This is a genomic window from Variovorax sp. FW305-3-2-15-B-LB1 (assembly GCF_058787635.1).
The window spans coordinates 64,847-81,535 of the sequence record NZ_JBYSZY010000010.1; the positions used below are offsets into that span (position 1 = coordinate 64,847).

Consider the following 16,689-nt stretch of genomic DNA (forward strand, 5'->3'; position numbering starts at 1 on the left):
CAGGCCGCTTCCTTGTTCTTGTTATCCCGCCGTGTGTCCTGCCGCCGTGCGCGCCTGCGCGGCCGGTGGCGGCAGGCCGATGCGCGTGGCGCCGGCGTCGTTGCTGTTCTCGCGCTCGATGCGCTCCTGCGTGCGGTGGTTCAGCAAGATGATGCTGATGCGGCGGTTGATGGGGTTGCGCGGGTCGGCGCGGTCCAGGTGCATGCTGTCGGCCAGGCCGATCACGCGCAGCACCTTGTCCTCGGTCATGCCGCCGGTCACCAGTTCGCGGCGCGAGGCATTGGCGCGGTCGGCCGAGAGCTCCCAGTTGCCGTACGCGCGGTCGTTGGTGTAGACGATGGCGTCGGTGTGGCCCGACAGCGTGAGCTTGTTGGGCAGGCCGTTGAGCACGGGCGCCAGCTCGCGAAGAATGGCGCGCATGTGCGGCACCACGCGGGCGCTGGCCAGCTCGAACATCGGGCGGTTCTCGCTGTCCACGATCTGCAGGCGCAGGCCTTCGGTCGTGATGTCGATGAGGATCTGCGAGCGGAACTGCTGGAACACCGGGCTCTTCTCGATCAGCTCGTCGAGCTTCTTCTTCATCTCGGCCAGGCGGCTGGCGTCGGCCGCGTCCTCGCTGTCGGCTTCGGTGTGGCGCACCTCGCCCTCGGCATGCATCACGTCGGCGCCGCCGCCGGGGATCATGCTGGTGCTCATGCTGCTCTTGTCGCCGCCGGCCAGCGCCACGCGCAGCGGCATGCGAAAGTGCTCGGCAATGCCTTCGCGCTGCTTGGGGCTGGAGATCGACAGCAGCCACATGACGAGAAAGAAAGCCATCATGGCCGTCATGAAGTCGGCGTAGGCGATCTTCCAGCCGCCGCCCGCATGGCCGCCGCCGTGCCCGCCGCCGTGGGCGCGCTTGATGATGATGCGGGGCTTCGCGTCGCTCATGGCCGTCGCAGGGTCAGCGTGCCTTGACTTCGCGCACGTGGTCGTCCAGCTCGGTGAACGAGGGACGCTCGGTCGAGAACAGCACCTTGCGGCCGAACTCCACGGCCAGCTGCGGCGCGTAGCCGTTCAGGCTGGCCAGCAGCGTGACCTTGGCGCACTGGTAGATCTTCATGCCCTCTTCGACCTTCTGCTCGATCAGCGAGGCCAGCGGCGACACGAAGCCGTAGGCCAGCAGCACGCCCAGGAAGGTGCCGACCATGGCGTGTGCGATGAGCGCGCCCATTTCCGACGGCGGCAGGTGGGCCGAGCCCAGCGCATGCACCACGCCCATCACGGCCGCGACGATGCCCAGCGCGGGCAGCGCGTCGCCCACGCGCGAGAGGCTGTGGCCGGGCACGGCGGCCTCGTGGCGGATCGTCTCGATCTCGTGGTCCATGAGGGCCTCGATCTCGTGGGCGTCGGTGTTGCCGCTGATGACCAGGCGCAGGTAGTCGCACAGGAAGACGGTGATGCCCTCGTGCGCCAGGATGGTGGGGTAGCGGCCGAAGATCTCGCTTTGCTCCGGCGCCTCCACGTCGGACTCGAGCTTCATCATGCCCTCCTTGCGGGCCTTGGCGAGCAGCTCGTACAGGAGCGCCAGAAGGTCCATGTAGAGCTGGCGGTTGTGCTTGGAAGAACGCAGCAAGAGCGGCAACTCCCGGATGGTCGCCTTGATGGTCTTGCCGTTGTTGCCCGCGATGAACGCGCCGAGCGCGGAGCCGCCGATCATGAGCAACTCCACGGGCTGGAACAGCACGCCGAAATGCCCGCCCATGAGGCCGTAGCCGCCGAAGACGGCGCCGATCACCACCAGATATCCCACCAGAACCAGCACGCGCTTCCCCTATGCCCTGAGGCGTCCAAAACAAAAAACCCGCGCCGGGCGCCGGGGCACTTTCACGAGACGGCGCCGCCGATGTCGAGCACCGGGCCGCCGGCAATGAGGCCGCCGCGGCGCACCGGTTCGAGCTTGGGCTTGCGCGCCTTGCCCGCGCGCGAAGGCGGGCGGCACAGCACGCACACGTAGCCGTGCTTGTGGTCGTGGGCATGCGCCACGAAGTGGCCGCCGCAGCGGCTGCACGGGCTCAGCTGCAGCATGTCGCTGTCGAAGAAACGCACCATGGTCTCGGCGCGCGTGAAGTCGAGCACGACCTCGCTGCCCTGCGACTCGACCTGCTCGGCGTACAGGCGGTAGGCCTTGATGAGCGCGGGCAGTTCGCCCTCGCCGGCCTCGTCGCGCATGAAGCGGTAGATGTTGTAGAACATCGACGAGTGGATGTTGGCCAGCCAGGTCATGTACCAGTCGGTGGAGAACGGCAGCAGGCCCTTGGGCGGCGAGACGCCCTTGAGTTCCTTGTACAGGCGGATCAGGCGTTCGCGGCTGAGCGCGACCACGGCCTCCAGGAACTGCAGGCGCGCACCCAGGCCGATGAGCTCGACCGCGAGCTGCACCTGCCGCACCTCGCCCAGGATGCTCTTGGCAGTCATGCGCTGGCCGAACCTGCTTTGCGCATCTGCGGCTGGGCTTGGGCCTGTGCCTGGCGCGCGCTCATCAGGATCGACATGTGGGCCTGCTGCAGCGCAGGCTCCTTGCCCTCGCCGACCACCGCGAACATGGGCCGGTCGTCCAGGCGGAAGCTGCACAGCAGGAAGTTGGACGCGGCCAGCTTCACGATCTGGCTGAGCGACATGTTCATGAGCAGATCGGCCAGTTCGCGCCCCACGCCGAGGCGGAACATGGCTTCCGCCCGGTCCCGCTTCACGAGCTTCTGCGCGAGCAGCATGTAGGCCAGATTGATCTCGCCGATTTCCTTCGAAATCACGCCGCCTGCGTTGACATTGCAATTTTCCACGTCTACTTCCATTTCCGATTCCATGTCGACTCCGCACGTCCATCCAACATGTATACATTATATACACACTTATTTACACTTCGAAGACAAAGTAGACCAAAAAGTAAAAGGGTTTTGACGCGGTTTCCGACGGAAGGCTTCAGGCCTCCCTCTGGGGAAGCGGTTTCAGTCCTGGCACCGGCGCGCGGTCACGGAGCGCAAGCAATTGTTACGGTCGTGCGTATTCCGGCAATTGGCAATCCCCTCGCCAATTGAATTTATAAAGACTATCGAACACCGACGAGCGTTAATCGGCGGCTTTATTCATTGTCTTTCAATAGGTCAATGACTTTCCATAGAACAACCGCCGATCAAGGCGCCGCCGCCTCGGCGCCGCCTTCCAGCCGGTGAATCCAGGCCATCACTTCCGCGACCGCCTGGTACAGCTGCGGCGGGATCTGGCGGTCGAGGTCGATCTGCATCAACAGCTTCACGAGGTCGGCCGACGCATGCACATACAGCCCGTGCGCGCGCGCCTCGCGCAGGATCGATTCGGCGACCACGCCGTAGCCCTTGGCGACGACGACGGGGGCCTTGCGCGTGTCCGCATGCGAGAGCACGACGGCGCTGTGGCGGTTGCGAAGGTCATCGGTCATGCCGGCGCCTTCTCCGTGACCTGCAGCTGCTGCAGTTGAAGCCCGACAGCCTCGAAGCGCTGCGCGAGCCGGCCGGCGTCGCCGCGCAGGCGGGCCACGGTGGCGTGCTCGCGCGCCTGCAGCTGCGCCTGCACGGTCGGGCCGCTGAGGCTCAGGCGCAGGTCGACTTCGCCCAGGCGCGGCAGCACGAGCGACACGGTGGTCGACCAGCGGCGTGCGGCTTCTTCCTCGGCGGGTTCGCCTTCGCGTGCGCCGGACCCGGCGGGCTCTTCCTCGATGGTCCACGCCATCGGCACCTCGGGCCAGGCGTGGCCGCTCCAGCGGAAGGCGGCGCTGGCCAGCAGGTCGAGCTGCTGGTGCACGACGGTGACGGCTTGCGGATGGATCACTTCGGCGCTGCGCGGGGTCGGCGGGCTCGCGACGTCGACTGCAGCACGCGCGTGTTCTGCGATGCGGGGTGCAGGCATTTCCGGCGCGGCATCGGAGAGGCCGTAGGCCGCCTGCACGCGCGCCGCATCCGGTGCGGGCGCGGCGGTGGTCTCGCTGCGTGCGGCCCCACGCGCTGCTTGCGCAATGTCGGCTTCCGGCGCGTCGACCTGCGGGGCCTGCGCCTGCGCATTCGGCGCGGGCGGCGTTGCAGCATCGACCGCAGCCAGCGCCGTCGCCGCAGCCACCACGCCCTGCCCCGCTGCCGCCGTTGTCGTCGTCATCGCCACCATCACCGGACTCGCCCAGCGCGCCTGCGGCTCCCGCCCCATCTGCGCGAGCGTGCGCGTGCCGGCCGCGAACTCGGCCAGGTGCGATTCGTAGAAGAGACCGCTGTCCGCCACCGTCTGCGCCAGCGTGCCCGCGAGTGCCGCGGTGTTCGTTCCCTGGCGCGCGACGGGCAGCAGCAACGGCGCCTCGCCCCGCACCGGCCCCGGCGCGGCCTGCAGGTCGGCCAGCACCGCGCCGATCACGCGCGCGGCCAGCGACAGGCGGGTGTCGATCGAAGGCGGCGCACCACCGGCAGGCGGCGCAGCCACCTCGCCACCGGACGCGCCCGAGGGCACCAGCCGGTCCAGCGCCGCGCGCGACGGCAGGCGCACGTCGTTCGCCGTCTTCGGCACGGCCACCGCCGCACCGGGCGCACCGACCGTGGTCTCCGGCCGCAGGCCGAGCAGGTCGAGCGGCGGCGTCAGGCGCGCGGCCCTCAGTGCATCGATCAGTCCGGTGAGTCCCAGCATGGCCACGGTGGTGTCGTCCTGTCGGTTCGCGTCAGTGCGCGAGGCCGTAGGCCTTGCCCAGGTTCTTCTGGTGGTTGAGCGAATCCATGCGGCGGATCAGGTCGTCGAGTTGCGGCTTGATGAGCCCCGACAACTCGGCCTGCTCGGTGCAGATGCGCTCGAGCAGGCGCAGCACGAGGTCGCGCTGCGCGGGCTCCAGCGACGCCAACGGCTGGATCGCCTTCAGGCGCTCGACCGATGCCGAGCACCGGGCCTCCAGCTCGGGCAGCTGCCCCCATTCCTTGGCACGGGCCAGCGCCAGCATCGTCGAGATGCACGCGGCCAGTTGCTCGTAGCAATGGACGATCTCGCTGCGCACGGCCATCTGTTCCTGCCCCCAGGTCACGCTCTGCATCATCAGTTGGAAGGCCTGTCGTCGATCTCGCGCCAGGCGGACGCCAGGTGGTCGAGCAGGCGGTCGGCCTCGTCCAGCGCCTGCACGTCGTTGCGCAGGTTGGCCAGCAGCAGGCGCTGCACCACGTAGTCGTACAGCGACGAGAGGTTGCCGACGATGTCGCCGCCGGCCTCGCCGGCCGCCTCGGCATCGAGGCTGGCCTTCAGGCCGTTGTCGACGATGTTGATGGCCTTCGAAATCGCCTGCCCCTTGGCGCCGATGTCGCCGGCCGTCATGTGCAGGCGCGCCGCGCCGATGGCGGTCTTCGCGCCGTCGAACAGCATGTGGATCAGTTGCAGCGGCGACGCGCTCATGGCGCGCGTCTCCACGCCGACGCGCGCGTAGACGCCGGCACCGGTGCGGGAGTGGTGAGAGCTGTACATGTCGCTTCCTGTCCTCAGCCCTTGTTGGCGTTCATCGCGTCGAACTGCTGCGCGAGGTATTTCAGCGTGCCGTTCATCTTGTTCATCGCCACGTCCAGCTGCACGAACTGCTTGCGATAGCGCTCCACCGTCGCGTCCGCGCGCTCCTTCATCGCGGTGTACTGGGTGTCCAGCTGCTTGAGCGAACTCGTCACGCCGTCGGTGGCGACCTTGAGCGCGCCCTTGGTGCCGGTGAGGTCGTCGACCAGCGCCGTCAGCTGCTTGCCGTAGCCGGCGGTGCTGCCGGTGCCGCTGGAGAACAGCTTCGCCACGCCCTCCAGGTTGGTGTCGATGGCCTTGTCGAGCTTGTCGTTGTCGATCGCCAGCGTGCCGTCCTTCTGGAACGAGATGCCGATGGACGTGAGCACTTTCAGGTCGTTCGGGCCGCCCACCTGCGGTGCGACCAGCGCCTGGCGGATGCGCGTCTGCAGGTTGCGCAAGGTCGAGTCGCCCACCAGCGGCGCGGCGGCCTTGGCGTCGGTGTCGAAGGCCGTGAGCGACTTCGCGGTGCTCTGCAGCGCGTTGTAGGCCTTCACGAAATCGGTGATGGCCGTCTTCACCGACGTCGTGTTGGCCTTCATCACCAGGCTGAGCTTGCCGGTCTGCACCAGCGTGAGCGTGGTGCCCTGGATGGCGTCGGTCACCGAGTTGCTCGTGCTGGTGACGGCGATGTTGTTGACGGTGAGCTTGGCGTTCTGCGCCGCGGCGGTCTGCTTCAGGTTCTGCGTGCCGGCGGGGTCGTTGCCCAGCAGGTTCTGCAGCGCGGCGTCGCCGTCCACCGAGATGCGCATGGCCGAGGCCTCGCCGGTCTGCGTGGAGGTGAGCACCAGCCGGTTGGGCGTGCCGCTGCCGTCGTTCACGATGGTGGCCGACACGCCCGCGTTGGCCGCGTTGATGGCATCGCGGATGCCACCCAGCGTGTTGTTGGTCGCATCGATGGTGATCGGCTTGGCGATGCGCGTGGCGTCCTTGTCGAAGGTGGCGCCGGTGTACTGGCCGGTCGCCGGGTCCAGCGTGCCGCCGGACACCTTGCCGAAGTCGATGGTGATCTTGCCGCTGCCGATCGCGGCGGTGGTGCTGGCCTGGCCCTTCGCGATGACCGACTGCGCCTGCGCGAGCTGCGAGATGTCGATGGCATAGGTGCCGACCGAGCGCGGGTCGGTGCCGCTGGCAGCCAGGATGCCGCTCACGCTCGGCGTGCCGGTGATGGCCTGGAACAGCGCCGGGTCGCCCAGCTTCTTGGCAGCCGCCTGGATGCCGGTGAGCGCGCTTTGCAGCGTGCCGTAGGCCGAGAGCTTGCTGTTGTAGCTGGTCTGCTTGGCCTTCAGGGCCACCAGCGGCTGGTTCTCCGCCGTCTGCAGCTGGGTGAGCAATGCGCCCAGGTCAAGGTTGGCGCCAACGCCGATGCTGCTGATCGATGCCATGTCGGGGGTGTCCTGAAATGCGAATGAAATGAAGAGGTCCGGAGCGGGTCGTGATCAGGCTTGCTGGCTCACCAGCAGCCCGGCCTGCCGGTCCATGACCTTGGCAATGCGAACGACCTCTTCGGTCGGAATCTGGCGAATGACTTCGCCGTTGCTGCGGTCGACCACCTTGACGATGAGCTTGTCGGTGTCGCGGTCGACCTCGAACTGCAGGCTGATCGAGCGGCTCTCGAGCGACGCATTGACGGACTTCACCGCCATCTCGATCTGCACCGGCGTCGCCTCCTCGACCTCGGCCTCGGCCTTGCGCAGTGCGGTGGCCTCGGCGGCGGCCGCAGCGGCGCCACCGGTGCGGCCGGCGAGCAGTTGCTGCAGCCAGGGGCTTTCCACGGCGGAGGCGGCGGGTACGGGCTGGGACATGGTCTGCGTTCTTCTTCTGGAGTTCGTTGTCCTGTGCGGCCTCGCCACGAGCGTGGCCGCACAGGACAACGCAGGCGGCTTCGGGTCGCCCCGAAGGCCTGCGAGCAAAAAACCAAGGCACCGGGCGCCACCCTTGTGAGGGGCGCCCGGCGGTCTCAGCGAATCAACGCAGCAGCGACAGCACGCCTTGCGTGGTCTGGTTCGCCTGGGCCAGCACCGAGGTACCGGCCTGCTGCAGGATCTGCGCGCGCGTCATGTTCGACACTTCCACGGCGTAGTCCGAGTCTTCGATGCGCGAACGCGACGACGACAGGTTGGTGATGGTGGTGCCGAGGTTGGCGATCACCGAGTCGAAACGGTTCTGCACCGCACCCAGCGAGGAGCGCAGCTTGTCGACCTTCGACAGGGCGGCGTCCAGGGCCTTGAGCGGGTCGACCGTCGAGGTCTTGCCGCTGCGGGCGTTCAGCGTGAAGGCACCGGCCTTGGCCGAATCGGCGTAGACCGCATTGCCAGCGCCGTCGGTCACTGCGCCGTTGCTGTGCACGCTGTAGGTCGACACGGTGGTGAGCGAGTTGCCGAGCGAGCCGTCGGCGCCCACGTAGGCGCCAGCAACCGTGCCGCCAGCAGTGATCGTGACACCTGCCACGCCGCCGATGGTCGATGCCAACACGGCGGTACCAGCACCTGCGGCCAGCTTGTCGTTCAGCGCAGCGGCCGAGATTTCGTCGCCGGTCACGTCGAAGTTGGCTGCACCGGCAGTGGCCGTGTAGGTCGTGCCGCCGACCTTGATGGTGCCGCCCGTGCCGGCAGCAGCCGCCATGCTGGTGGTCAGGCTGGTCAGCGTGGCTGCCGTACCCGTACCGCCTGCGTTGTTCTGCGTCAGGTTGCCAGCCGTGTCCACCCACAGCGCGGAGCCGTCGGTCGCCGTGATGGTGCCAGCGCTGTCGATCTTCACGTCCAGCGAGTTGCCGCCGATGGTGACCGTGGCGGTCTTGCTCGCGCCCGCTGCGGGCTGGAGCGAAGCGATCGTGGCGGCGTTCGTGCGGCCCGTTTCACCGAAGGTGAAGGCGGACTTCGCAGCGTTGTAGGTGTAGGTGGAGCCACCGGCGACGACCGAGTCGCCCGCCTTGGCGCCCGCCAGCAGCTGCGAGCGCGTGGCCAGCGTGTTGGTGGCCGTGACGTCGTACTTCTGCGTGCCGTTGACCGGTGCGCCGTTGGCGACAGCGCCAGCCAGCGTCAGGTCGTCCTTGGTGGCGGCCTTGTTCAGCGTGCCCGTGCCGTTCACGTTGAAGCTTTCCAGACCCAGGGTCTTGGCGCTGATTTCCTGCAGGTCGATGTCGATGGTTTCGCCATCGTTCGCGCCGACTTGCACCGTCAGCTTGCCGGCGTTGGCCGACAGGACCTTCACGCCGTTGAACTGGGTCTGCTCCGACACGCGGTTGATTTCGTCCAGGCGCTGGCCGATTTCCGACTGGATCGAGTCCAGGTCGGTGGCCGAGTTGGTGCCAGTGGCGGCTTGCACCGACAGGTCGCGGATGCGCTGCAGGTTGTTGTTGACTTCGGTCAGCGCGCCTTCGGTGGTCTGCGCGATCGAGATGCCGTCGTTGGCGTTGCGCGCGGCTTGCGTCAGGCCCTTGATGTTGGCGGTGAAGCGGTTGGCGATGGCCTGGCCGGCGGCGTCGTCCTTGGCGCTGTTGATGCGCATGCCGGACGACAGGCGCTCGATGGCCGTGTTCAGGGCCGATTGCGACTTGTTGAGGTTGTTCTGCGTGAGAAGAGAAAGGCTGTTCGTATTGATGACTTGCGCCATGTTCGACTCCTGATTGACAAAAGGTTGTGGACTCCGGCCATCGGCCGTAACGCTGGACCCGCTTCCACGGTGAGACTCAAGCCATCGTTGAAGGGGATATCGGCGGGTGTCCGCAAACCTTTAGGGCCGCAACGAAAAAAGTTCTACGTTGCCGCCCCCTGCCTCGTCATGCCTGCATGCTCATGATTTCCTGATAGGCCGTCACCAGCCGGTTGCGCACCTGCAGCCCGGTCTGGAACGCCACGTTGGCCTTCTGCAGGTCGACCATCACGTCGTTGAGCGCCACGCCGGGCTTGCCCAGCTCGAAGGATTCGGCCTGCGCATAGGCCTGCTGCTGCGCGCCGCTGATGTTGGCGAGCGAGCGCTGCAGCTCGGCCGCGAAGCCGCCCGCGCCGGCCGGCGCAGTCGTCGCGGGCCCCATGCCGCTGGCCAGCGCGGTGGCGCGCATCTGCTGCAGGACGGATTCGATGGCATTGATGGACATGGGGAAAAGTTCACTTCCAGCTGACTTGACACGGAGCGCGCGAGCGCTCCAACCGGCAGGCAGCGTATCAAGGGAAGACCCCCATTCAAACGCGCAACTGAGGGCAAAACCCCCGGCTGTTCGACCGATCGAATTCCACATCGCCTGCTGACAATCGTTCGCGAAACCACAGGCCGCGCACGACGTCGCCGGCCACCGGCATGACATCCCAACACCGAATTCCCTCTCTCACACCGGCGCCGGCCCTGCAGGGCGCAACGGCCCCGGCGAAGGCGCGCCGATGAGCACGGCCGCGCCCACGGGCGGCCTGGCGGCGGGCGCCAACGGCCTGCCCCCGATGCTGGAGCGCATGCGCGCGCAGCCCCGGCTGCCGCTGATCATTGGCGCCGCGGCGCTGGCGACGGTGGCGGCCGCTTTCTTCCTGTGGAGCCGCGGCCCCGACTACAAGGTGCTCTACACCAATGTGTCGGACCGCGACGGCGGCGCGATCATCGCGTCGCTGCAGCAGATGAACGTGCCCTACAAGTTCGCCGAGGGCGGCGGCGCGATCCTGATCGCGGGCGACAAGGTGGCGGAAACGCGCCTGAAGCTCGCGGCGCAGGGCCTGCCCAAGGCCGGCGGCGTGGGCTTCGAACTGATGGACAACCAGAAGTTCGGCACCAGCCAGTTCGCCGAGCAGGTCAACTACCAGCGCGGGCTCGAAGGCGAGCTGGCGCGCTCCATCGAATCGATCGGCAGCATCGAGGCCGCGCGCGTGCACCTGGCGCTGCCCAAGCCGTCGCTGTTCGTGCGCGACCAGAAGAAGCCTTCGGCCTCGGTGGTGCTCACGCTGATGCGCGGGCGCAGCATCGACGAAGGCCAGGTGAGCGCCATCGTGCACATGGTGTCCGCCAGCGTGCCCGACCTGGACGCCAAGAACGTCACGGTGGTCGACCAGCGCGGCAACCTGCTGTCGTCGGCGCGCGGCACCAGCCAGGGGCTGGACGTGAGCCAGCTCAAGTACGCGCAGGAGATCGAGCAGGGCTACGTGCGCCGCATCGAAGCCATTCTTCAGCCGCTGGTGGGCGCGAGCAACGTGCGCGCGCAGGTCGCGGCCGAGATCGACTTCTCGGTGGTGGAACACACCGACGAGAAGTACAGGCCCAACCAGGACCCGGCACAGGCCGCGATCCGCAGCCAGCAGTCCAGCGAATCGGCGCAGCACAACGGCGCGCCGCCCGGTGGCGTGCCGGGTGCGCTGTCGAACCAGCCGCCGGTGAACCCGACGGCGCCGATCACCGCGCCCAAGCCACCGAACGCACCGGGTGCACAGAACACGCCCGCCGCACCCGCTGCTGCACCGGCCGGTCCGAGCAACACGCGCAAGGACGTCACGACCAACTACGAGCTCGACCGCACCATCCGCCACGTGCAGCAGGCTGCCGGCGGCGTGAAGCGCCTGTCGGTCGCCGTGGTGGTGAACCACCGCGACACGGTCGATGCCGCGGGCAAGACCAGCGCCCGCGCGCTCGCGCCGGCCGAGCTGGAACAGATCCGCAACCTCGCCAAGGAAGCGATGGGCTTCAGCCAGGAACGCGGCGACTCGCTCAACGTGGTCAACAGCGCCTTCGCCCGCGACGGCGACAGCGAGGCCGGCCCCGCGCTCGACGTGCCCTTCTGGCGCGACCGCGACACCCTCGCGTTCGGCAAGACGCTGGTCCCCTACCTGCTCATCGGCCTGCTCGCGCTGTTCGCCTGGTTCGCCGTGGGGCGTCCGCTGATGCGCCGGCACCTGGCCGCGCCGCCGCCCGCGCCGCCCGTGACCGATGCAAGCGCCGTGGCCCCCACCGGCACGGCCCCGGCCGAGCCCGAAGAAACCCTGCAGCAGCGCGAGTCCGCACGCCAGAAGGCCGACATGGACTACGCCCAGCAGACCGCCGACAAGGACCCCAAGCTCGTGGCCGCCCTGATCCAGCACTGGATGCACTCCGATGACTAGCAGCGAAGCAGGCACCCGCAAGAGCGCCATCCTGCTCATGGCGCTGGGCGAAGACCGCGCCGCCGCCGCGCTGCACCTGCTGCCCACCTCCGAGGTGCAGGCGCTGGGCCTGGCCATGTCCAAGCTGAGCGCGGTCTCGCGCGACGAGCTGGCCTCGGTGCTGGCCGAGTTCCGCCAGGAGACCGAGCAGCTGTCGGCGCTGCACCTGGGCTCCACCAGCTACATCCGCGCCGTGCTCAAGAAGGCGCTGGGCGACGACCGCGCGAGCAACCTGCTGGAAGACATCCTGCAGCCCGACGAGCCGCACGGCGGCATCGAGCGCCTGAACGAACTCGAGGCCGGCGAGGTGGCCGAGCTCATCCGCGACGAGCACCCGCAGATCCTTGCGACGCTCTTGGTGCACCTGGACCGCATGAAGGCCTCGGAAGTGCTCGAGAAGCTGCCCGCGCGCCTGCGCCACGACGTGATCATGCGCGTGGCCACCTTCGGCGGCGTGCAGCCGTCGGCGCTGAACGAGCTGACCGAGGTGCTGACCGAGATGCTCGCGGGCCAGGGCCTGCGCCGCAGCCGCCTCGGCGGCGTGCGCACCGCGGCCGAGATCGTCAACCTGATGAGCACCACGGTGGAAGAAGAAGCCATTGCCCATGTGCGCGAACAGGACGAGGCGCTGGCCCAGCGCATCGTCGACGAGATGTTCGTGTTCGAGAACCTGCTGGGCCTGGAAGACCGCAGCATCCAGCGCCTGCTCAAGGACATCGAGAGCGACTCGCTCATCATCGCGCTCAAGGGCGCGCCGCTGGAGCTGCGCGACAAGTTCCTCAGCAACATGTCGCAGCGCGCGGCCGAGACGCTGCGCGAGGACATGGAGCTGCGCGGTCCCGTGCGCGTGTCGCAGGTCGAGACCGAACAGAAGGCCATCCTGCAGGTCGCCCGCCGTCTGGCGGACGCCGGCGAGATCGTGATCGCGGCGCCTGGCACCGATGACTTCGTCTGACCCCGGCGCCTTCGGCGCCTCCAACAGTTCGCGCGAGCGCCTCGCCGCCATCCACGCGGCCGCGCGCCAGGCCGGCGCCGGCACCCCGGCGCTGTCGGCGTGGGAGCGCTGGGAGATGGGCACGCTCGATGGCAAGGCGCCGTCGGGCACGGCCCTCTCGCGTCAAACCGTGCAGCGCCCTTCCCCGCCTGCTGCACCTCCCGCTCCCAAGGTCGACCTCGCCGAGCTGGCCCGCATCCGCAAGGAAGCGCGCGCCGCGGGCGAAGCCGAGGGCCGCGCCGCCGGGCTGGCCGAAGGCCGCCAGGTCGGCCACACCGAAGGCCTGGCCACCGGCCTCGCCGCCGCCAGCGTGCACGCCGAACGCCTGCGTGCGCTGGCCCGCTCGCTGCCCGAAGCGCTGCGCGGCGCCGAGGCCGAACTGGCCGAGACCGTGCTCGCGCTCGCGCTCGACGTGGCGCGCCAGGTGGTGCACCGCACCTACCAGGCCGAGCCCGAGTGGGTGCTGCCGCTGGTGCGCGACCTGCTGCACGCCGAACCCGCGCTGCGCGGCGAACCGCGCCTGCTGCTGCATCCCGACGACCTGGCGCTGGTGAAGAACAGCCTGAGCAACGAGATCGAAGCGGCCGGCTGGCAGTTGCGTGCCGACGACAGCCTGGCGCGCGGCGGCTGCCGCGTGCAGTCGGCCACCGGCGAGCTGGACGCCAGCCTGGCCACGCGCTGGGAGCGTGTGGGTGCGGCGCTGCGTGGCGACACTTCTTGAGCCGATGCAGACGACGGCCACCAACCCTCATCTGACCAGCGTGCGCGCCGTGCTGGAACAGGCGCGCGCCGACGTCGCCCGCAGCACGACCACCACCGCCTCGGGCCGTCTCACGCGCGCCGTCGGTCTCGTGCTCGAAGCCGTGGGCCTGCAGCTGCCCGTGGGCAGCGACTGCCTGATCGAACTGCCGCCCGGCCACCCGCAGCGCCATGCCGAAGCCGAAGTGGTGGGCTTCGCGGGCGACCGCCTCTTCCTCATGTCGCAGACCGAAGTGGCGGGCCTGTTGCCCGGCGCGCGCGTGTTCGCACGGCCCGGCCTGCGCGAGCCCGGTGCGACCGGCGACGCCCACACCAAGCGCCTGCCCGTGGGCGAAGGCATGCTCGGCCGCGTCGTCGATGCGGCCGGCCGCCCGCTCGACGGGCTGGGCCCGCTCGACGTGGCGCGCCAGGTGCCGCTGGCGGCGCCGCCGATCAACCCGCTGTCGCGCGCGGCCATCGACTCGGTGCTCGACGTGGGCGTGCGCGCCATCAACGCGATGCTCACCGTCGGTCGCGGCCAGCGCATGGGCCTGTTTGCCGGCTCGGGCGTGGGCAAGAGCGTGCTGCTGGGCATGATGGCCCGCTACACCAGCGCCGAGGTGATCGTGGTCGGCCTCATCGGCGAACGCGGTCGCGAGGTGAAGGACTTCATCGAGAACACGCTGGGCGAGGAAGGCCTGGCGCGCGCCGTGGTGGTGGCCGCGCCGGCCGACAACTCGCCGCTGCTGCGCCTGCAGGGCGCGGCCTACGCCACCTGCCTGGCCGAGTACTTTCGCGACCAGGGCAAGGACGTGCTGCTCATCATGGATTCGCTCACGCGCTATGCGATGGCGCAGCGCGAGATCGCGCTGGCCGTGGGCGAGCCGCCCGCCACCAAGGGCTACCCGCCCTCGGTGTTCGCGCGGCTGCCTGCGCTGGTCGAACGTGCCGGCAACGGCGCGCGCGACGCGCAGGGGCGCGGCGGCTCGATCACGGCCTTCTACACCGTGCTGTCGGAAGGCGACGACCAGCAGGACCCGATCGCCGATTCGGCGCGCGCGATCCTGGACGGCCACGTCGTGCTCTCGCGCACGCTGGCCGAGGCCGGGCACTACCCGGCCATCGACATCGAGGCCTCGATCAGCCGCGCGATGACGTCGTTGATTGCGCCCGCGCAGTTCGACACCGTGCGCCGCTTCAAGCAGATGCTGTCGCGCTACCAGCGCAACCGCGACCTGATCAGCGTCGGTGCCTACGCGCCGGGGCACGACCTGCAGCTGGACCAGGCGATCGCGATGTACCCGCGCATCGAGGCCTTCCTGCAGCAGTCGATGCACGAACGCACCGGCTACGAGGAGGCCATCGCCCACATGGACAGCCTGTTCACGAACACACCTTCCCCAGGACGCCCATGAGCAGCAGCAAGCTCCCCCTCGGCATGCTCATCGACCTGGCGCAGAGCCAGACCGACGACGCCGCGCGCCGCCTGGGCGCACTGCAAAGCGCGCACCTGAGCGCGCAGCAGAAGCTCGAGCTGCTGCTGCAGTACCGCCAGGACTACCACGCGCAGCTGGACACGCTGATGCGCGGCGGCCTGCCGTCGTCGCAGTGGCGCAACTACCGCAACTTCCTCGGCACGCTCGACCACGCGATCGCGCAGCAGCGCGCCATCGCCGAGCGGGCCGGCCACCAGCTCGACCGGGGCCGCACCGACTGGCAGCGCGAGAAGCGCCGCCTCAGCTCCTTCGACACGCTGGCCGATCGCGTGCGTGCGCAGGAGCTGATGGCGCAGGCCAAGCGCGAACAGCGCGACAGCGACGAACGTGCCGCCCGCCAGTTCTTCGACCGCGCCTCGCACCCCACCCACTGAATCTCCCCCAGGAACCGACATGCCTCCCATGATCCCGCCGACCGTCACGCCTGCCGCCACCTCGCCGGTGGCGCAGGGCGGCGCACGTGGCCGCAGTGCCGACGAAGCGCAGGGCCGCGCGTTCGGTGCCGCGCTCGAACGTTCGCGTGCGAGCCAGGCCGAGAAGGCGTCGGATGCCGACACCGTGGTGGCGGATGCCAAGCCGCTGCGCAAGGCGGACCTTGCGGAAGAGATACGGGATGCGCAGCCTGCGGAGCCGGACCTTGCTTTCCTCGCAGCAGCCGTCACGCCGCAACAGGCATTGGTGCTCGCGGGAGGTGCGGCCACGCAGGGCAGCGGTACGCCAGAAACTTCACTTGCGCCGGTCACGCCTGACGCACAAGCCGGCCTGCCTGCAGGCACGGTCCGAGTGAGCAGCGATGTCGCCGCCACGCCCGCGCCCGCGCCCGCCATCGCCACCGAAGACGCTTCCGCGCCCACCGCCACTGCCGCCGCACAAAGCGCGACGCCCGAAGCCGACAGCGCAGCACCGCCTTCGCTGTACGAGATCGTGCGCGCCGCCGTGGCCGCGCAGCCGGTGGCTGTCGATGGCAAGAAGCCAGCGGCCGCACCTGCAGGCCCGCCCGTCGGCACCGCCGCACCGGGCCGCGCGGGTGCACCGCGCACCGTGAGCGCCACCACCACCGAACAGCTCGCAGCCGCAGCGCAGGCCCAGCCCGCCGGCGACGCGAAGCCCGCGTCAGCGGAAGCCGCCCCCGTCGCCGCAGTGTCGGCCGGCACCTCGGGCGAGGACGGAGCGGCGCCATCCACCACGCCGTTTGCGCTGCAACAGCCCACGACCGTCTCCTCCGAACGCACGACCGAAAGCCCCGCCGCACGCCCCGCCATGCACACGCTCGCCCCCGAAGTCGGCAGCGAGAAATGGGCGCCCGCACTCGGCCAGCAACTCGCGCGCATGAGCCTCGGCGGCACGCACACGGCCGAGCTGAACCTCAACCCCGCCGGCCTCGGCCCGCTGAAGGTCACGCTGTCGGTCGGCGAGCACCAGGCGCAGGCCGCGTTCGTGTCGGCGCACGAGAGCGTGCGCAAGGCCGTCGAAGCCGCGCTGCCGCAGCTGCGCACCAGCCTGTCGGAGCAAGGCATCACGCTGGGCCAGACCTCGGTCGGCGCGGACACGCGCGCACCGTTCGGGCAGGACGCCGCGTTCGCGCAGCAACAGCAGCAGCAACACCAGCGACAGGGCGCATGGCGACCACAGGGCACTTCCGCTGCCACCGACATCGCCCGCACGGCAACGACAGCACCCCGCCCCGTTGCCACCCCACGCACGGGCCCGGGCGTCGACACCTTCGCCTGAAACCGCCCCGCCCGCCTCTCCCAATGAACGGATGTGA

Annotated in this window: 18 protein-coding genes; 6 read left to right on the forward strand and 12 right to left on the reverse strand. The window is 69.2% G+C overall.

The window, feature by feature from the left end; translation table 11 throughout:
• Positions 1-21: 21 nt before the first annotated feature.
• The 12 genes from motB to fliE form a co-directional block, all read right to left on the reverse strand.
• Positions 22-930, reverse strand: a complete 909-nt coding sequence (gene motB / locus AC3WQR_RS08830; protein WP_139700362.1) for a flagellar motor protein MotB — start codon at positions 928-930, stop codon at positions 22-24.
• Positions 931-943: 13 nt separating this feature from the next.
• On the reverse strand, positions 944-1,804 hold the full coding sequence (gene motA / locus AC3WQR_RS08835; RefSeq protein ID WP_307637195.1) for a flagellar motor stator protein MotA: 861 nt from the start codon (positions 1,802-1,804) through the stop codon (positions 944-946).
• Positions 1,805-1,866: 62 nt separating this feature from the next.
• On the reverse strand, positions 1,867-2,457 hold the full coding sequence (gene flhC / locus AC3WQR_RS08840) for a flagellar transcriptional regulator FlhC (protein ID WP_070061562.1): 591 nt from the start codon (positions 2,455-2,457) through the stop codon (positions 1,867-1,869).
• Positions 2,454-2,822, reverse strand: coding sequence for a flagellar transcriptional regulator FlhD (gene flhD, locus AC3WQR_RS08845; protein WP_370680118.1), 369 nt, complete (start codon positions 2,820-2,822; stop codon positions 2,454-2,456). Before flhD ends, flhC begins: the two co-directional genes overlap by 4 nt.
• Positions 2,823-3,172: 350 nt before the next feature.
• Entirely contained in the window at positions 3,173-3,457 is a 285-nt protein-coding gene (locus AC3WQR_RS08850) for an EscU/YscU/HrcU family type III secretion system export apparatus switch protein (RefSeq protein ID WP_062469365.1), read from the reverse strand.
• A complete protein-coding gene (fliK, locus tag AC3WQR_RS08855) occupies positions 3,454-4,683 on the reverse strand; it encodes a flagellar hook-length control protein FliK (RefSeq protein ID WP_492741822.1) in 1,230 nt (409 codons plus the stop codon). Before fliK ends, AC3WQR_RS08850 begins: the two co-directional genes overlap by 4 nt.
• A 31-nt stretch (positions 4,684-4,714) precedes the next feature.
• Positions 4,715-5,080, reverse strand: a complete 366-nt coding sequence (locus AC3WQR_RS08860) for a flagellar protein FliT (RefSeq protein ID WP_223301366.1) — start codon at positions 5,078-5,080, stop codon at positions 4,715-4,717.
• The gene (gene fliS / locus AC3WQR_RS08865) at positions 5,080-5,499 is read right to left on the reverse strand and encodes a flagellar export chaperone FliS (protein WP_070061560.1); all 420 of its coding nucleotides are present in this window, start codon (positions 5,497-5,499) and stop codon (positions 5,080-5,082) included. Before fliS ends, AC3WQR_RS08860 begins: the two co-directional genes overlap by 1 nt.
• 14 nt (positions 5,500-5,513) lie before the next feature.
• Positions 5,514-6,962: a flagellar filament capping protein FliD gene (gene fliD / locus AC3WQR_RS08870; RefSeq protein WP_492741772.1), complete on the reverse strand. Its 1,449-nt coding sequence runs from the start codon at positions 6,960-6,962 to the stop codon at positions 5,514-5,516.
• Between the two features lie 54 nt (positions 6,963-7,016).
• The gene (locus AC3WQR_RS08875) at positions 7,017-7,382 is read right to left on the reverse strand and encodes a flagellar protein FlaG (RefSeq protein ID WP_139700351.1); all 366 of its coding nucleotides are present in this window, start codon (positions 7,380-7,382) and stop codon (positions 7,017-7,019) included.
• A gap of 163 nt (positions 7,383-7,545) precedes the next feature.
• Positions 7,546-9,192, reverse strand: coding sequence for a flagellin N-terminal helical domain-containing protein (locus AC3WQR_RS08880; protein WP_492741773.1), 1,647 nt, complete (start codon positions 9,190-9,192; stop codon positions 7,546-7,548).
• A 166-nt stretch (positions 9,193-9,358) separates the two neighbouring features.
• On the reverse strand, positions 9,359-9,676 hold the full coding sequence (gene fliE, locus AC3WQR_RS08885) for a flagellar hook-basal body complex protein FliE (RefSeq protein WP_159274393.1): 318 nt from the start codon (positions 9,674-9,676) through the stop codon (positions 9,359-9,361).
• 280 nt (positions 9,677-9,956) lie between these two features.
• On the opposite strand from fliE, the gene fliF reads away from it, so the two are divergent.
• The 6 genes from fliF to AC3WQR_RS08915 are packed head-to-tail and all read left to right on the forward strand — an operon-like array spanning position 9,957 to position 16,652.
• Entirely contained in the window at positions 9,957-11,654 is a 1,698-nt protein-coding gene (gene fliF, locus AC3WQR_RS08890) for a flagellar basal-body MS-ring/collar protein FliF (protein ID WP_492741774.1), read from the forward strand.
• Positions 11,647-12,648, forward strand: coding sequence for a flagellar motor switch protein FliG (gene fliG, locus AC3WQR_RS08895; RefSeq protein WP_062469343.1), 1,002 nt, complete (start codon positions 11,647-11,649; stop codon positions 12,646-12,648). The genes fliF and fliG overlap by 8 nt, the downstream gene beginning before the upstream one ends.
• Positions 12,635-13,408, forward strand: a complete 774-nt coding sequence (fliH, locus tag AC3WQR_RS08900) for a flagellar assembly protein FliH (RefSeq protein ID WP_492741775.1) — start codon at positions 12,635-12,637, stop codon at positions 13,406-13,408. Before fliG ends, fliH begins: the two co-directional genes overlap by 14 nt.
• Before the next feature lie 4 nt (positions 13,409-13,412).
• Positions 13,413-14,840 (forward strand): flagellar protein export ATPase FliI, encoded by a 1,428-nt coding sequence (gene fliI / locus AC3WQR_RS08905; protein WP_492741776.1) that lies wholly within the window; start codon positions 13,413-13,415, stop codon positions 14,838-14,840.
• Positions 14,837-15,295, forward strand: a complete 459-nt coding sequence (fliJ, locus tag AC3WQR_RS08910; protein WP_062469337.1) for a flagellar export protein FliJ — start codon at positions 14,837-14,839, stop codon at positions 15,293-15,295. The genes fliI and fliJ overlap by 4 nt, the downstream gene beginning before the upstream one ends.
• Positions 15,296-15,314: 19 nt before the next feature.
• Positions 15,315-16,652 (forward strand): flagellar hook-length control protein FliK, encoded by a 1,338-nt coding sequence (locus AC3WQR_RS08915; protein WP_492741777.1) that lies wholly within the window; start codon positions 15,315-15,317, stop codon positions 16,650-16,652.
• The last annotated feature ends 37 nt before the right edge of the window (positions 16,653-16,689 follow it).

What these genes read in the sequence shown, in the direction of transcription:
- fliK (WP_492741822.1), bottom strand. Translation starts at nt 4,683, where the DNA reads ATGCTGGGACTCACCGGACTGATCGATGCACTGAGGGCCGCGCGCCTG.
- motB (WP_139700362.1), bottom strand. Translation starts at nt 930, where the DNA reads ATGAGCGACGCGAAGCCCCGCATCATCATCAAGCGCGCCCACGGCGGC.
- fliI (WP_492741776.1), top strand. Translation starts at nt 13,413, where the DNA reads ATGCAGACGACGGCCACCAACCCTCATCTGACCAGCGTGCGCGCCGTG.
- fliJ (WP_062469337.1), top strand. Translation starts at nt 14,837, where the DNA reads ATGAGCAGCAGCAAGCTCCCCCTCGGCATGCTCATCGACCTGGCGCAG.
- AC3WQR_RS08850 (WP_062469365.1), bottom strand. Translation starts at nt 3,457, where the DNA reads ATGACCGATGACCTTCGCAACCGCCACAGCGCCGTCGTGCTCTCGCAT.
- fliS (WP_070061560.1), bottom strand. Translation starts at nt 5,499, where the DNA reads ATGTACAGCTCTCACCACTCCCGCACCGGTGCCGGCGTCTACGCGCGC.
- fliH (WP_492741775.1), top strand. Translation starts at nt 12,635, where the DNA reads ATGACTTCGTCTGACCCCGGCGCCTTCGGCGCCTCCAACAGTTCGCGC.
- AC3WQR_RS08860 (WP_223301366.1), bottom strand. Translation starts at nt 5,080, where the DNA reads ATGATGCAGAGCGTGACCTGGGGGCAGGAACAGATGGCCGTGCGCAGC.
- flhC (WP_070061562.1), bottom strand. Translation starts at nt 2,457, where the DNA reads ATGACTGCCAAGAGCATCCTGGGCGAGGTGCGGCAGGTGCAGCTCGCG.
- AC3WQR_RS08915 (WP_492741777.1), top strand. Translation starts at nt 15,315, where the DNA reads ATGCCTCCCATGATCCCGCCGACCGTCACGCCTGCCGCCACCTCGCCG.
- AC3WQR_RS08880 (WP_492741773.1), bottom strand. Translation starts at nt 9,192, where the DNA reads ATGGCGCAAGTCATCAATACGAACAGCCTTTCTCTTCTCACGCAGAAC.
- AC3WQR_RS08875 (WP_139700351.1), bottom strand. Translation starts at nt 7,382, where the DNA reads ATGTCCCAGCCCGTACCCGCCGCCTCCGCCGTGGAAAGCCCCTGGCTG.
- fliD (WP_492741772.1), bottom strand. Translation starts at nt 6,962, where the DNA reads ATGGCATCGATCAGCAGCATCGGCGTTGGCGCCAACCTTGACCTGGGC.
- fliE (WP_159274393.1), bottom strand. Translation starts at nt 9,676, where the DNA reads ATGTCCATCAATGCCATCGAATCCGTCCTGCAGCAGATGCGCGCCACC.
- fliG (WP_062469343.1), top strand. Translation starts at nt 11,647, where the DNA reads ATGACTAGCAGCGAAGCAGGCACCCGCAAGAGCGCCATCCTGCTCATG.
- fliF (WP_492741774.1), top strand. Translation starts at nt 9,957, where the DNA reads ATGAGCACGGCCGCGCCCACGGGCGGCCTGGCGGCGGGCGCCAACGGC.